The organism is Vibrio mediterranei (genome assembly GCF_900088415.1).
Classification (GTDB): Bacteria; Pseudomonadota; Gammaproteobacteria; order Enterobacterales; family Vibrionaceae; genus Vibrio; species Vibrio mediterranei.
Window position 1 is genome coordinate 856,154 of record NZ_FLLQ01000001.1, and the last position, 14,530, is coordinate 870,683.

Genomic DNA, 14,530 nt, shown 5'->3' on the forward strand with positions numbered 1-14,530 from the left:
GGGCTATACTAGCCCTCTTCTTTATTGATTTACGTAACGCCCGGGGCCTCAATGAATTCCAGACAGTCTGAAATCTTAAACTTAGTGAACGACAGGACACGAGTGCAAGTCACCGACCTCTCTGAGCTCACTGGTGTTTCCGGTGTGACCATACGTCAAGACCTCAACTATCTAGAGCAAAACGGCTACTTAAAACGAGTTCATGGTGCCGCTGTTTCCTTGCAAAGTGATGACATCGACTCGCGCCTTGAAGTGCATTTCGATATAAAACAGCAGCTTGCCAACAAGGCTGCTGCTCTTGTTGCAGCTAATGAAACGGTGCTTATCGAAGGCGGCAGTGCCAATGCGTTACTTGCTCGTACACTAGCAGAAAGGGGTGATGTCACCATCATAACTCCTTCGGCCTACATCGCGCATCTCGTTCGTCATACCTCAGCCAATATCATTTTGCTAGGCGGTGTTTACCAACATCAAGGTGAAAGTTTAGTTGGACCACTAACCAAGCTTTGCATTGAGAACATTCATTTTAGTACTGCTTTTTTAGGTATCGATGGCTTTGATATTGATACCGGCTTCACCAGTCGCGATATGATGCGTGCAGACATTGCCGATACTATCATCCAGAAGAAACGCCGCAATATCGTCTTAACCGATTCCAGCAAGTTCGGGCAGATCTTTCCGTCATCGATTGGCGACACCAGCGAAATCTCCATTTTGTTGACTGATGACGCAGTACCAGAAAACATGGTTAAACATTTGCGGTCCAAGCACGTCGAGGTCATTATCGGCTAGCGATATTAGTTCAAAAGCAATAGTATTAGTACTGATATGCTTTTGTGTAATAAATGGTGAGCAAGGAAGATATGAAGACTCTTGAGCAGGAACTATCGAGAATAGACTTAAATTTGCTGGTATCACTTAGCGTTCTAATAAAAGAGCGCAATGTGTCACGAGCGGCTGAAAAGCTCTACCTCTCCCAACCAGCGATGAGTCGTACCCTTTCTCGGTTGAGAGCACTTTTTGACGATCCTTTGTTTTACCGCGAATCCAATGGCCTACAACCCACTACCAAAACACTTGAACTGGAGCCTGCACTAGACAAAATACTGCTCTCCATCGATACCTTGCTCAACGGGTTAACCTTCTCACCCAGTCAATGTGAACGCGCCTTTCGAATTTCTGTACCGCCGCTAATGAGCCGATTTCTCACCGCTCCTTTAGCTAAAGCAATCAAAGAAGTCGCTCCCAACGTTTCCCTTGAAGAGTATCCCTCTTCCCTCGACCCTGCTCAGCTACTAAAAGACGGGCAAGTGGATTTTTCAATTCACGTTGAAGAAGTAATTCAGAGTGAAGAGTACCATTGCGAGAAGATTGGTAGCACTTACCCGGTTATCTATGGTTCAGATAGCCACCCATTACGGGATCAACGAAATATCAGCATTAAAGATTGCTTAGAATATCAATTTGTCGATCTGTCTCTAGATGTTCGCTCGACTCAGCATTATCTCAATCCAATTGACATAGAGCTTGCTAATCAAGGCCTATCAAGAAATATCGCATTGAAATCAGGGCAACTTTCAACATTAATTGAGTCACTGGAAGAAACGGATAGGTTAATGATCTCAAGCCACGCCTTATCTAAAGCGTTCGAGAAAACGTCTAACTTGAGAGTTATTAAGTCGTTTAGTGATAGGCATTACCTAGTCAATATCTATCTTATCGAACATCGCCGCACACTGAGCAGCCCTGCGCATATATGGTTTAAATCGCTCATGCTAGAAACCCTGGCGGAAAAGATCACAGTATCAGATACCTAGCAGTGATATACGTTTTACGCATATCTTTAATCCACATTTATCATTGGTCGAAATACCCATCTCTCGCTATTCTTATTAACGTTCGATGGCGCTATTAAATACAAGGTTGAGTTAATCGCAGCTTTCTTTTTTGATCTTTCACTTACTGCAAATGAATACAAAGGAGAAATTATGATTCCTGTTGTTTATAGCAACTACGCCACCAGCATTTTGTCTCAGTTACGTCATCACGATGTCGATGTACACAACTTTATTTCCTCTGCAGGATTGCCAACCGAGTTCGAACAAACTGAGCCAACGTTCCTCCCTCAGCAAGCGGTAATTCGCTTAGTTCAACTTAGCTATGAACAACTCGGGCCAAAAATAGGAACAGAGATCATGCGTGTTGCACTGCGCGAACATACCGTTCCTCAGTTACTCAATAATATCAGTTCGGACATTACACTAGAACATGCGTTGCTGCAGACCATACAAGCACTTCAAGTTCAGTTACCTCAAGCTAAGATTGAACTAAAACCTTATAGCAAGCACTTATTGTTCTCTCGCTACAAAGAAAACAATACCGCGCACGCTACGTTCGTATGGTCTGAAGTATTTAGTCTTTGGGCAATGATTGAGACAGTACGAGCACTAACAACTGCGGATTGGATGCCAAAGCAAGTTCACTTACAGTCACTATGTAGCGACGACATTACTGCATGCTTCCCAAAAACGATTCAATTTGTTCAAGCTCGCCCAACTTGCGGGCTCGTTATCGAACGATCATTTGTACAATCTTTGGTGAAAATAAATAAAGAGAGTAACGGTTTTAATGATGAGCCCGAAGAAAACGAGAGCTTTCATTACAACGCTATCAGTCAAATATACAGTGCTCTGCGTCCGTACGTTTTGGAAGTTAAGTTTGATCTTGAACGTGCCGCACAAGTCATCAGTATTAGTAAGCGCACATTACAGCGTCGCCTTAAAGAGCATGGCATCACGTTTCGACAACTTCGAGATAACTTGATTTTAGATCTGGCGATGGAGCAATTGCAGCGAGGTGAGGCAGTATCTCGCGTAGCGGTTAACGTAGGCTTTGCCAGCATATCGCAATTCTCACGCACCTTTAAACGAATGACAGGTATTGCTCCCTCACGTATTGCTATCCGCCCCTTATAACCACCTGACGGTGTGTCAGTTTGAGTTGATTATCCACTTATAACGTCGAAGGTTAGCTTGGAAACGAACCATATCTAAACCCGCACACTCTGGTTTGTTTCCATCAAGCTCACTATGTTGAACAATTCTTATCTCTCCAAACTGTCTCTCTAGTTGATAGACAATCGACAACGCTGCGTTCAACTGTTCATCGGTAAACACACCAGAGCGACCAATCAAGCATATCCCAACAGATTGAGCGTTGTGCCCTTTCACATGAGCACCTACTTCAAAAGGAGAGACCAAGGAATCGCTATTCAACGCTCGTCCAGTTTCGATGTGGCCGTTATAGCAAGGATGATAAGATTTGGCGCTCAGCCAACCATTCAAAATCACGTAATGATATCCAATCCCTTGCCAGCCTCTCGCCAGATGCCATTTCGCAATGAGCGCAGCATTACCAAAATGAGAATCAGAACAATGCAACACTATGGTTACCACGTAATTTGCTCCTTCACTCTCTGTTCAAGGGTTTTAGCGGAGTTGTCACTTTGTGCTTTTGAAGCACCGGTTACCAATCGCGTAACCGAATTAGAGATGCCGCGCTTTTCGGCACTTCTCCCTAATGCGTAGGCACCCGCTACTGTTCCCCACATATACAGAAATGCCGATAATATTGCCGTAGAGCTTTCAATGACGGCCGAGCTCGCTTCAAGGTGGGAAAGTAACGCTACTCTCAACCCAAGCAGCTCTAGAAACACAAACAAAAGCCCCGCATAAATCACTGTTGGCCTTGCTCGCTTAGTGTAAAGATCGGATTGGTGAAGCTCGGCGACAATGACATCTTTCGAGGCACTGATTTCTCGTCGGTAGGTATCGTGGATTTGTTTTTCGCGCTCTGCGATTAGCTGTTCTAGTTGAACTTTAAAGCGCTGTTCATTATGTGCTAACTGTGAAGTAATCGCCGCCATTTGTGCTTTAAACTTTGTGCGATTTTTCTGTGCTGAGACGCTGTCTCTTCTCTTTTCTTCATCCGTATAGAAGTAATCATCTACGGCAGATTCTACCTGCTCAACTATCGAAGCTGCATTACCAGTCACAAATCCCCAGATCTGACTCCACATGTTCAAGTTCTCCTTATTCCTTTACACATCAAAACGTTGGGTAGCGAAATTATAATGACAACTAGAACACTGACGTCGCGTGAAGTATGAGATTTTTCGACCGTATTCACGTGTGAGGATGAAATGTTACCTAGGACTAGGGACAATTAGTTGAGTAGCGCTGAAGAGTTACTAACGTACTTCGCTTTCTAGGCTAACCACCAACTGTTTTGCATCGACAGTAAGATAAAGCAGCGGTTTCATCAGAGTCTCATCTGACGATGACAGAGTTTGCATTGTGACCTGACTAATATCTCCCGTTGCCATTTTGATTAAATACGCTTTGTCATTCACAAAACTACTTTGATCGATAGATTGGAACTGAACAAAAATGAAATCTCGATTGAAGTCCTCATACAGTTTTACACAAGATGCGGCATCAGACTGACATTGAGGAGGCAAGTCCGCCAATGGTAAGCGATATTCATCCGTTACATTTCGGAGGATATGAATGTATTCACTTCGTCCAACGGGCTCTCCATAAAAATGGCTGTCGTCATCGCATTTGATGCTGGCCAGTTCGCCCTTAGAATCGTGAGAAACGGTAAGCGATTTGTCTACGGTATGATGAGACAGCGTGTTTTCAGTTAATCCAGCAATTTCAAATCCTCTATGATTGAGCTCCATTAAGAGATAGGTTGCGTCGTTGCTTCCATAAAGCCCATCAGTATAAGTGTAGGTATAACGGCCATTTTGAGCTTGATACTCCGAAGCAGCTCCTCGTGAATACCCTTCACTCAGTGTCTTCATTGTCCCTGGCTGGCGTTCCTTTATAGTCAACTCAATGTTGTTAGGTTTACCGTAACGATATGTCGTTAACCCTGTTTTATCAGTACAGAAACTAACAACCTTATCGTTACGAAGCTCGCATCCCGCTAACCAATTTTCTTCTTGGTGACACAAGGTACTTGCTTGACTTAACACTGGCACAAATGCAAGAAATGATATTAAACCAGATTTCAATCTATCTTCCTTTTTAAACTTCGTCCTTTCGTGGCGAGTCTAACATAGCTAATCGAGCGAACTAAATGCCTACGTTAGGGAACGTTAACCACTCTCATCTGATGATTAAATGCGGTTACTACAATTTGAGAATACGAGATCATGAACACGACAAACGCTGTCCTCCTTGTGGCACAATAACGCCCTCATGCTTGAAACCATAGCGCCTCTCCTAAACTATCATTCTCAGCAGGAAAATCGGATGAACAAAGAGATGAAACTACTCGTGGTGGCAATAGTGATTGCTTTACTGAACATCATTTCCCACTTGTTACTTTCAAAATACTTCACCGACTTCCCTTGGCTAGAAATCTCCTTGGCGTCCATTCCTTTTATTATGATGCTTTTGTGTGTGTTCGCAGTTCGCTACGCAGCTAACGCCTTGAAGGAAAAACAGTCAACAGAAGATCGCTAGAGGATCTAAGGCGGCATTTAATGGTTGCCTTTAAGTCCTTATGTTGCCCAAAACCTTAACTAATATGGTGACTAGCCTAATACAAATATTTATATTGAAAAATCTAGGGTGTATACTTAGCTAAGTGAAATTAAAAAGTTTGTACACTGGAAACTAAATGTTAATAAAAAAAATGGACGCACCATTAGATATGCAAATAGGTGCGAGATTTGAAACTAAAAAGCATGGTTATGTTACTGTTGTGGAATACTACAATACACATACCGTCATTGTTGCGTTTGAAAACACCGGTAATATACGTTCAATTACAGCCGCTAAGCTTCGAAGTGGTCAACTTACCGACCGCTCTGTTCCAGTTCAATCATCAATGGTTGGTGAAACTATTCAATCACCCAACCATGGTTTGTTAACTATTATTCAAGTTGAGTCAGATAACATTGTCGTATTGGAAAATGAACTCGGTGATGAAGTTCGCATGCTTTTACCTGCGGTACAGAAATTGAGAGATAAAGCCGAAGATACAGTCGAAGATTCCGATAAACCGCAGCTACCAACCTCATTAAGTGCTCTTACAAAAAGAAATAAAAAGACCAAGGACGTTAATAAGCTCCTTAAGAAAATGCTCACTGATTATGGTAAGTAATGACATCGTCCCCTACCAATTATAAACAAGTGAAAATCTATTCATATACACAGATCACATTATTTCTCTTGTGATGTTTCATCGCTACCATCCTATTAAATCCACAAATAACCCTTAAGTATTAGCGCTCAAGTTTTAATCGATATTACTCCGCCAATACTGTGATCCAGATCATAAGGTCAACTTGATTTTGTGATTTGGATCCATGGCAACCCTCCTGTTTTTCGTTATGATGCACTCAATCCAATAGAGAGGTGAACGGCCTCCTTCTCAATAACTCTACAGAGAATGACGATATGAAAAAGATAATGGTTGTATGCGGAAACGGTCTTGGTACTTCATTAATGATGGAAATGGCAGTTAAAGAAGTAGCAGGGAAAATTGGTCTAGATGCAGAAGTTGATCATGAAGATCTATCATCAGCAGCATCAAGCAATGCTGATATTTGGGTAGCAGCTACTGATGTTGCAACGCAATTAGCAGACGCTGGTAAAGAGAATATTGTTAGCCTAGCGAATATTTTTGACAAAGCTTCAATTGAAGAGCAATTAAAAAAATTCATCTAAGGAAAAAGTATAATGGCTAACTTCTTCGAGTTTATGCTGGGCTTATTAAAAGAGCCCGCAATCATGGTTGGTTTAATAGCTTTCATTGGCCTTGTTGCACAGAAAGCTGATGTTTCAACTATTCTAAAAGGCACTATTAAAACCGTAATGGGTTTCCTAATTTTAGGTTTTGGTGCTGGCGCTTTAGTTGGCGCACTAAATAATTTCTCCACTGTATTTACAGAAGCATTTGGCGTAAGTGGTGTTATTCCAAATAACGAAGCAATTGTTGCTCTAGCACAAGAAGCATTCGGTTATGAAATGGCACTAATTATGTTCTTCGCATTTATCGTTAATATTCTTTTGGCTCGTTTCACACCGCTAAAATATATTTTCCTAACTGGTCACCACACTATGTTTATGTCTATGCTAGTTGCAGTTATTCTGTCAACAGCAGGTATTACAGGTGCGACTCTAGTTGCGATGGGTGCAATAATTGTTGGTTCTCTAATGGTCATTATGCCTGCTCTAGCTCAGAAATATACTGAGAAAGTTATGGGTACCGATCAATTAGCAATGGGTCACTTCTCAACACTGTCTTACATCGTTGCTGGCTTCATCGGTAGCAAATTTGGTAACCCAGAAAAATCAACTGAGCACATTAATGTTCCAAAGAGCCTTATGTTCTTGCGTGATACGCCTGTCGCTGTTGCAACAACTATGGCTGTGTTCTTTATGATTGCATCTATCTTTGCAGGCGGTGAGTTTGTAGAAGGTGTTTCAGGTGGTCAAAACTGGGTAGTATTCACCTTCATGCAATCTCTGACTTTCGCTGGTGGCGTGTACATCGTACTGCAAGGCGTGAAGATGCTGATTGCTGAAATTGTACCGGCATTTAAGGGTATCTCAGACAAACTTGTACCAGGTGCAAAACCAGCACTAGACTGTCCTATGGTATTCCCAGTTGCTCCTAACGCTGTACTGATTGGTTTCCTATCTTCATTCTCAGCAGGTCTTGTAGCAATGGGTATCCAAGGCATGTTTGACTGGACCATTATCGTAGCAGGTGTTGTTCCTCACTTCTTCGTAGGTGGTGCGGCAGGTGTTTATGGTAACGCAACAGGTGGTCTTCGCGGCGCAGTTCTAGGTGCATTCACTCAAGGTCTATGTATCTCGTTCCTACCAATGTTACTACTACCAGTACTAGGTGGCCTAGGTCTTGAAGCAACGACGTTCGCTGACTTCGACTTCGGTGTAGTTGGTCTGATTCTAGGTTGGATTGTATCATGAGCATCATGAATCTAATTGGAGATAACGGCATCGTTATCTCTCACGAAACGAACTTAAGCGTAGACGCAGCGTTAGACATCACATGTTCAAAGCTGATTGAACAAGGTAAGGTCGAGCCAAGTTATTTGGAAGCAATTAAGGTTAAGCACAAAGAAATTGGTGCTTACTATGTACTAGCTCCAAAAATCGCCATGCCACATGCTCGTCCAGAAGACGGCGTGAATGAGCAAGCGCTTCAAATCACGGTATTTAAGAATGGTGTTGACTTAGAATCAGAAGATAACGGCGACGTCTACTTCTCGGTCACATTGGCAGCGATGGACTCTGATAGCCATATCCAAACTATCATGGCGTTGGCAGAACTGTTCCAAAACGATGAAGACGTGGACGCCATCATCGCCGCGGATAATGAAGCCGCTATCGTGGAAATTCTTAAAAAGTACTAAGGGTTTAAAAGTTGCGTTAAGCATGCTTTTAAATTTAAAGTAGCTAGATTGAAAAGACCTATTCATATAGGTCTTTTTTTGTACATTCAGTTCTAGTTCTAGAGTGAAGATTGTCAGCAATATGAGTCCTCATAAAACTCGTCGTTATTCCCCTTTCCCAATCGAATAAGAGTTTTTTAAAATTGTCGTTGACCTGTCTATAACTTCACACTTTATAGTGACGACATCACATAAGCTAAGAACAGCGGCTTGATGCTTAAACAAGCGTGGCCAAATAGCAGGTAATTGCATGAAAATCAGAACAGAAACTCACGAAGATATTAAACAGATCCACTCAATAACATATCAAGCATTTGAGAACCACCCACATCACGAACCAGGTGCGAAACCAACAGAACATCTCATTGTTGACGGACTTCGTCGTGACAACGCACTTACTGTTTCTCTTGTGTGCGAAGCCAATAACGAGGTTATCGGTCATATTGCGTTTTCACCAATCCTAATAGATGGTGAAGCTTCAACTTGGGTTGGATTGGGTCCTGTATCTGTCATTCCAGAGCATCAAGGCAAGGGCATAGGCGGAGCGCTGATTCGAGAAGGGGAAGCTCAAATCAAACAACTCGGTTATCAAGGCATTGTGTTACTTGGAGACCCAAGTTATTACGGACGCTTTGGTTTCGAATCTCATCCAAACCTAACGTTTGCAGATGTCCCAGCAGAATACTTCTTGGTGAAAGGATTTGAGAATACTATCCCTAAAGGTGAAGTAAGCTATCACAAGGCGTTCTTTGAAACGGCATAAGGCATAACAAACAGATAAACCTCTCTGCATATCACAATGCAGAGAGGTTATTCACTATTGTGAGTTTACTGTTGGCACTGTTGAAGGCTACCTAGCATCGCCAGCAACAGCTGACTATATTGGTCTTTACCTACTGCGATATCAGCACCGATAGGATCCATCACACCGATGGTAGTAACAGTAGAGTTTTCAAACACTGAATTTACCAGTTGCGGATTAAACTGAGGTTCCGTAAACACACAAGTCACTCCGAGCTCTTTTACCGTGTTGCGAATTTGAGTAATACGCGCAGGACTTGGCTTCGACGCGTCCGATACTGATATTGCTCCTGACGCTAACACTCCAAAACGTTGTTCGAAATACTGATAGGCATCGTGGAAAACAATGAATTTAATACCGCCCAGATTCTGGGTTTGCTGTTTTATCTCAGAAGTCAGTTGTTGTAAGCGAGAAATCGTCGCTTTTGCGTTCTGCTGATAAATCGATGCATGCTCACTATCAGCTTCAGAGAGTGTTTTAGCGATGACTTTAACCCAAACCTCGGCATTTTGAGGATCTAACCATACGTGTGGGTCATGGCCTTCATGATGGTGCTCATGATGCTCTTCTTGGTGTTTATCATGGTGGTCAGCATCGTGATGTTCATGTTCATCATGATGAGCCTCATCTCCATGGTGTTCATGCGCCTCAAATGTGGCACCCTCACGGAAGTCATACAAGGTTGTGCCATCCACTTCCATCATCTCAACTTTCTTTGCTGATCCCGCTAAGCTGGATAGTGGTTTTTCGAGCCATGGGGTCAACCCCTCGCCAACCCAAAATACAACGTTCGCTTCTGAGAGAGCTTTAGCCTCTGATGGACGCAAATGGTATTCATGTGGTGATGACTCTGGACGAATCAATAAGTCAGGCTCACCAACGCCATCCATCACCTGAGACACTAACGAATGCAATGGAGCAATATCCACTGCCACATTAGGTACCTTAGCGTAAGCGTTTGAAGCTACGACCAAACCAACCACCATGCCTGATAAGGCTTTTTTAAACATTTTCTTCTCCCTGTTTTTTTAAGATATAAGATTGGCAACTACAATTGTTATGTTATAACATAACTTTTATTCCAGACGTCTTGCAAGCATCTTTTCTCTATGCACAGGTTTGCAAATCGTCGTTACTTAGTAAGTTGAGAGAAGGTGAATGTTGATTTCATCCCACGGGTTGTCAGTTAAATTTGGCAGCCATTTAATATTGGACAACATAAATATCTCGGTGAGTCAGGGGGAAATAGTCACGATTGTCGGCCCCAATGGGTCAGGTAAATCCACACTATTGAAGACCTTGATAGGCGCAATCTCCCCAATTAGCGGTCACATCGAGCGCAGTGAGAGTTTGAAGATCGGCTACGTGCCCCAGCGTTTACATATTGATGAAACCCTACCTATGACGGTATATCGCTTTCTAACGCTTCCTCTGCGTCATTCCAAATCAAGGATAAAACAAGCCTTGGAGCAAGCTGGTGTTGCTAACTTAGAAACACAGCAACTTCGGTCGCTATCAGGCGGGCAACTACAACGCGTCCTACTGGCTCGAGCACTTCTGGAGCAACCGTCCCTACTGTTACTCGACGAGGCCACTCAAGGACTTGACCAGCGAGGTACTGTCGATTTCTACCAACAAATCGACGCGATCCGCAAACAAACAGGATGTGCTGTCATCATGGTTAGTCACGATCTTCACGTTGTTATGCGAAGAACAGATCGAGTGATCTGTTTAAACGGACATGTGTGCTGCGAAGGTGTTCCAGAGAAGGTCAGTGCGTCACCAGAGTACAAAGCACTATTCGGTTTGGATGATGAAGACGTGCTAGGTGTCTATCGACACCACTCTTCCCCAATCGCTCTCCAAGAAGGAAGACTCAATGTTGGATGATTTTCTATGGCGAGCGGCCTTAGCAGGAATTGGCGTTACATTAGCCGCCGCGCCATTGGGCTGTTTTATTGTCTGGCGTCGCATGGCCTATTTTGGTGATGCTACCGCTCATGCCTCTATGCTGGGCGTTGCGTTGTCACTGGCATTTTCGCTGCCTATTTTTCCAGGCGTGCTGTTTATTGCGCTTCTGATGGCCATAACCGTCTCCACCTTCAGCGACAGAGGTTACGCCATGGATACCTTACTCGGCGTCATGGCTCATTCGGCATTGGCAATTGGTCTGGTTGCTGTCTCATTTTTATCCGGGATTCGCCTTGATCTGATGGCCTATTTATTCGGCGATATTCTGGCAGTAAGCAAAACCGATTTATTGGTGATTTGGCTGGGTACGTTACTAGTTGTTGGACTGATTGGCTTTCGTTGGTCTGGATTACTGCTCTCCACCTTAAACAAAGATCTCGCGTTAGCAAGTGGCTATTCTCCCAAAAGGGAGCAACTGATTCTCACAATCGCACTCGCTGTCGTCGTTGCAGTCGCCATTAAAGTGGTGGGCGTCTTGCTGATTGTTGCCATGCTGATCATTCCTGCTGCCACCGCCCGCCCATTTAGCCGCACCCCCGAAATCATGGTCGTATTGGCGGCGGTTATTGGAAGCAGTTCCAGCATTGTAGGTCTGCGCACTTCTTATCTAATGGATACGCCTACCGGCCCAACGATCGTTTGTGTCGCCGCTGGGCTATTTCTTGTTTCAAGCTTGGTTTGGAAAGTTACCGTCAAACGTCAAGAGAATGGAGGCTAAGCACTTATGCATAACTACTTAACCAATACAGCCACAGATTTGGGAATGTCCCCTCCACTGCCACTGAGCCTGCAACCCAGCGCTCTGACGGGAATTTATCAGCCAGAACACAACATCGCGGTTTGGCATCGCTCACTCTCAACAGAAATGACACAAAGTATAAAGTTGCTGCTTCAAGAGCAGACATCTTTAGCGCTAGTGCAAACTGTCACACCCAGCAACACTGCACATTGGGTAAAGGAGAAGCTGGCTGGTCATGATTGCGCAGACGCTCTAGGCGAAGACATTGCGCTTATCGTTGATATGTTCTGTTGTCTATTCGATTTAAAGGAGACGGGCTTGCGTCTGACTCGTTTAGATAACCCCATGTGTCCTAAATTTCATGTCGATCATGTCCCCTGTCGACTCGTGACGACTTATCTTGGCAGTGCGACCCAATGGCTAAGTAATAACGACGTTGACCGCCGTAAACTCGGTGCAGGAAGTCATGGTAAGCCCGATCATCTGTCTGGTATTTATCCTAATGAAGCTAGTATCAATCAACTGTCTTCTGGTGACGTTGCGTTGTTAAAAGGCAGTGGATGGGAAGGTAACGAAGCGTTGGGGCTGGTTCATCGCTCACCTGAGGTTCTGCCAAATGAACGAAGGCTGTTACTCACATTAGATATGGTATAGCGATTATGGGTGACATTAACGACATTATTGAGCATGCCGAAAAGCGCTGTAAGATTCGCGGTAAACAACTGACATCTAAACGTAAATTGGTTCTAAAAGCACTAGTCCATGCTGATAAAGCGTTATCCGCCTATGACTTAGTTGATTATTGTAAGACACATTTTGACCAGAATATTCAAGCCATGTCGGTCTATCGTATTTTGGAGTTTCTTGAGAGCGAGCACTTTGCTCATAAGCTCAATGTTTCTAACAAATACATCTTTTGCTCTCACATTCTTTGCGAACATGAGCACGGCGTTCCTCAGTTCCTTATCTGTTCTCAATGCAACAAGATCAGTGAACAAATCATTGATCCTAATGTGGTATCCGGCCTCCAGTCACACGCCAAAAAGGAAGGCTTTACCGTGCTAAGTCCACAATTTGAGATCAGCGGCGTGTGCGACGAATGTGCGAGAAACGACTAATCACCACCATTTAATAGCCTATTTCACCCAAAGGAGTCCCTAATTCCCATGTCTGCCACGCTTATCAAGAACGCTCGCTTAGTCAATGAAGGAAGCATCATTGAGACGGATATTAGAATTGTTGGTCAGCGAATCGAGATGATTGCATCCAACATTAGCAGTAAACTAGGTGACACCATTGTCGATGCCCAAGGTGGCTACATCATTCCAGGGATGATTGATGATCAAGTCCACTTTCGCGAACCAGGTCTTACCCATAAAGGGACTATTGCAAGTGAATCCCGAGCGGCCGTAGCGGGTGGCATCACCAGCTATATGGAGATGCCAAATGTCAATCCAGCCACAACAACCATTGAAGCATTAGAGCACAAATTTAGCATTGCAGAGCAAACCTCTTTCGCCAACTACTCATTTTACTTGGGTGCCACCGAAGACAATCTTGAGCAGATAAAGCGGCTTGATCCTCAAAAACATTGTGGCGTGAAGGTCTTTATGGGTGCTTCAACTGGCAATCTATTAGTTGAAGATCCAGCCGCATTAGAGGCTATTTTTCGCGACTCACCAGTGCTCATCGTCACTCACTGTGAGAGCGGTGCTGTAATAAAGCAAAACCTACAGAAATTAGCACAAGACAAGTCACCATTGACCATCGACGATCACCCAATACTCCGCGATGAAGAAGCGTGTTTTGCTTCCTCATCCTACGCCGTCGAACTGGCAAAGAAGTATCAAAGTCAGTTGCACGTTCTGCATATCACTACCGCAAAAGAACTGTCTTTGTTTGAGTCTGGTTCAATTAATAAAAAATATATCACCGCCGAAGCGTGTGTTCATCACCTTTGGTTTAGCAACAAAGACTATGAGCGCCTTGGTAATCAAATTAAATGTAATCCTGCTATCAAATACCCAAGTGACCGTGATGCCCTGCTTCAAGCTCTGAAGACAGGAAAAATCGATATTATCGCTACCGATCATGCACCGCACACTTGGGCAGAAAAACATGTACCGTACGAGCAAGCCCCAGCTGGGCTACCTTTGGTTCAACATGCCCTACTCAGCTTACTCGATCAAGTGAAACAGGGTCACATGACTATGACGCAACTGGTTGAGAAAACGGCCCATAACCCAGCGGTCCGTTATGGTGTTCAGCAGCGCGGATTCGTTCGCGAAGGTTACTATGCCGATTTGGTTCTCATCGACCCAGATACGACGACCCTCGTTACTAACGACAATAGCCTGTACCACTGTGGTTGGTCGCCATTTAATGGACACTCTTTCTCTGCGCAAATCAACAAGACTTGGGTAAATGGCAATCTCGTCTACGCCAATCAAAAAGTGGTTGAGCAGCCCGTGGGAGCAATGAGATTGGTGTTCAATAAATAGCTCAGACGACTTTTAATCAT

General features: G+C 43.8%; 18 protein-coding genes. 14 read left to right on the plus strand and 4 right to left on the minus strand.

Annotated features, from left to right (window positions below; translation table 11 throughout):
• Nucleotides 1-51: 51 nt before the first annotated feature.
• From VME0621_RS03835 to VME0621_RS03845, 3 genes are all read left to right on the plus strand, one after another.
• The gene (locus VME0621_RS03835; RefSeq protein ID WP_038221555.1) at nucleotides 52-792 is read left to right on the plus strand and encodes a DeoR/GlpR family DNA-binding transcription regulator; all 741 of its coding nucleotides are present in this window, start codon (nucleotides 52-54) and stop codon (nucleotides 790-792) included.
• 71 nt (nucleotides 793-863) lie between these two features.
• The gene (locus VME0621_RS03840; protein WP_062455842.1) at nucleotides 864-1,817 is read left to right on the plus strand and encodes a LysR family transcriptional regulator; all 954 of its coding nucleotides are present in this window, start codon (nucleotides 864-866) and stop codon (nucleotides 1,815-1,817) included.
• Nucleotides 1,818-1,988: 171 nt separating this feature from the next.
• A complete protein-coding gene (locus tag VME0621_RS03845) occupies nucleotides 1,989-2,975 on the plus strand; it encodes a helix-turn-helix transcriptional regulator (RefSeq protein WP_062455844.1) in 987 nt (328 codons plus the stop codon).
• Nucleotides 2,976-2,990: 15 nt separating this feature from the next.
• Here the strand turns inward: VME0621_RS03845 and VME0621_RS03850 are convergent, their stop codons facing one another.
• The 3 genes from VME0621_RS03850 to VME0621_RS03860 form a co-directional block, all read right to left on the minus strand.
• Nucleotides 2,991-3,455, minus strand: coding sequence for an N-acetylmuramoyl-L-alanine amidase (locus VME0621_RS03850; protein ID WP_062455847.1), 465 nt, complete (start codon nucleotides 3,453-3,455; stop codon nucleotides 2,991-2,993).
• Nucleotides 3,449-4,078, minus strand: coding sequence for a 3TM-type holin (locus tag VME0621_RS03855; protein ID WP_062455850.1), 630 nt, complete (start codon nucleotides 4,076-4,078; stop codon nucleotides 3,449-3,451). The genes VME0621_RS03850 and VME0621_RS03855 overlap by 7 nt, the downstream gene beginning before the upstream one ends.
• A 171-nt stretch (nucleotides 4,079-4,249) precedes the next feature.
• Entirely contained in the window at nucleotides 4,250-5,080 is an 831-nt protein-coding gene (locus VME0621_RS03860; protein WP_062455853.1) for a hypothetical protein, read from the minus strand.
• Nucleotides 5,081-5,321: 241 nt separating this feature from the next.
• Here VME0621_RS03860 and VME0621_RS03865 point away from each other — a divergent pair, with 241 nt between their 5' ends.
• The 6 genes from VME0621_RS03865 to VME0621_RS03890 all read left to right on the plus strand — a co-directional run bounded on the left by VME0621_RS03865 (nucleotide 5,322) and on the right by VME0621_RS03890 (nucleotide 9,260).
• On the plus strand, nucleotides 5,322-5,534 hold the full coding sequence (locus VME0621_RS03865) for a hypothetical protein (RefSeq protein ID WP_006069228.1): 213 nt from the start codon (nucleotides 5,322-5,324) through the stop codon (nucleotides 5,532-5,534).
• 157 nt (nucleotides 5,535-5,691) lie between these two features.
• Entirely contained in the window at nucleotides 5,692-6,177 is a 486-nt protein-coding gene (locus VME0621_RS03870; RefSeq protein WP_038221557.1) for a hypothetical protein, read from the plus strand.
• 296 nt (nucleotides 6,178-6,473) lie between these two features.
• The gene (locus VME0621_RS03875) at nucleotides 6,474-6,743 is read left to right on the plus strand and encodes a PTS sugar transporter subunit IIB (protein WP_006069230.1); all 270 of its coding nucleotides are present in this window, start codon (nucleotides 6,474-6,476) and stop codon (nucleotides 6,741-6,743) included.
• Between the two features lie 12 nt (nucleotides 6,744-6,755).
• A complete protein-coding gene (gene ulaA, locus VME0621_RS03880) occupies nucleotides 6,756-8,012 on the plus strand; it encodes a PTS ascorbate transporter subunit IIC (protein ID WP_062455856.1) in 1,257 nt (418 codons plus the stop codon).
• The gene (locus VME0621_RS03885) at nucleotides 8,009-8,458 is read left to right on the plus strand and encodes a PTS sugar transporter subunit IIA (protein WP_062455860.1); all 450 of its coding nucleotides are present in this window, start codon (nucleotides 8,009-8,011) and stop codon (nucleotides 8,456-8,458) included. Before ulaA ends, VME0621_RS03885 begins: the two co-directional genes overlap by 4 nt.
• A 289-nt stretch (nucleotides 8,459-8,747) precedes the next feature.
• Complete coding sequence (locus tag VME0621_RS03890) at nucleotides 8,748-9,260, plus strand: GNAT family N-acetyltransferase (RefSeq protein ID WP_062455862.1); 513 nt, start codon at nucleotides 8,748-8,750, stop codon at nucleotides 9,258-9,260.
• A 65-nt stretch (nucleotides 9,261-9,325) separates the two neighbouring features.
• Here VME0621_RS03890 and VME0621_RS03895 read toward each other — a convergent pair whose 3' ends face one another.
• Nucleotides 9,326-10,309: a zinc ABC transporter substrate-binding protein gene (locus tag VME0621_RS03895; protein WP_062455865.1), complete on the minus strand. Its 984-nt coding sequence runs from the start codon at nucleotides 10,307-10,309 to the stop codon at nucleotides 9,326-9,328.
• 148 nt (nucleotides 10,310-10,457) lie between these two features.
• On the opposite strand from VME0621_RS03895, the gene VME0621_RS03900 reads away from it, so the two are divergent.
• The 5 genes from VME0621_RS03900 to VME0621_RS03920 are packed head-to-tail and all read left to right on the plus strand — an operon-like array spanning nucleotide 10,458 to nucleotide 14,510.
• On the plus strand, nucleotides 10,458-11,189 hold the full coding sequence (locus VME0621_RS03900; protein ID WP_006069237.1) for an ATP-binding cassette domain-containing protein: 732 nt from the start codon (nucleotides 10,458-10,460) through the stop codon (nucleotides 11,187-11,189).
• The gene (locus VME0621_RS03905; protein WP_062455868.1) at nucleotides 11,179-11,988 is read left to right on the plus strand and encodes a metal ABC transporter permease; all 810 of its coding nucleotides are present in this window, start codon (nucleotides 11,179-11,181) and stop codon (nucleotides 11,986-11,988) included. Before VME0621_RS03900 ends, VME0621_RS03905 begins: the two co-directional genes overlap by 11 nt.
• Nucleotides 11,989-11,994: 6 nt before the next feature.
• Nucleotides 11,995-12,663 carry a DUF1826 domain-containing protein gene (locus VME0621_RS03910; RefSeq protein ID WP_062455871.1) on the plus strand — a complete coding sequence of 223 codons (669 nt, stop codon included), beginning with the start codon at nucleotides 11,995-11,997 and terminating at the stop codon, nucleotides 12,661-12,663.
• A gap of 5 nt (nucleotides 12,664-12,668) precedes the next feature.
• Complete coding sequence (locus VME0621_RS03915) at nucleotides 12,669-13,127, plus strand: Fur family transcriptional regulator (RefSeq protein ID WP_031493159.1); 459 nt, start codon at nucleotides 12,669-12,671, stop codon at nucleotides 13,125-13,127.
• Nucleotides 13,128-13,175: 48 nt separating this feature from the next.
• Nucleotides 13,176-14,510 (plus strand): dihydroorotase, encoded by a 1,335-nt coding sequence (locus VME0621_RS03920; protein WP_062455874.1) that lies wholly within the window; start codon nucleotides 13,176-13,178, stop codon nucleotides 14,508-14,510.
• Nucleotides 14,511-14,530: the final 20 nt, after the last annotated feature.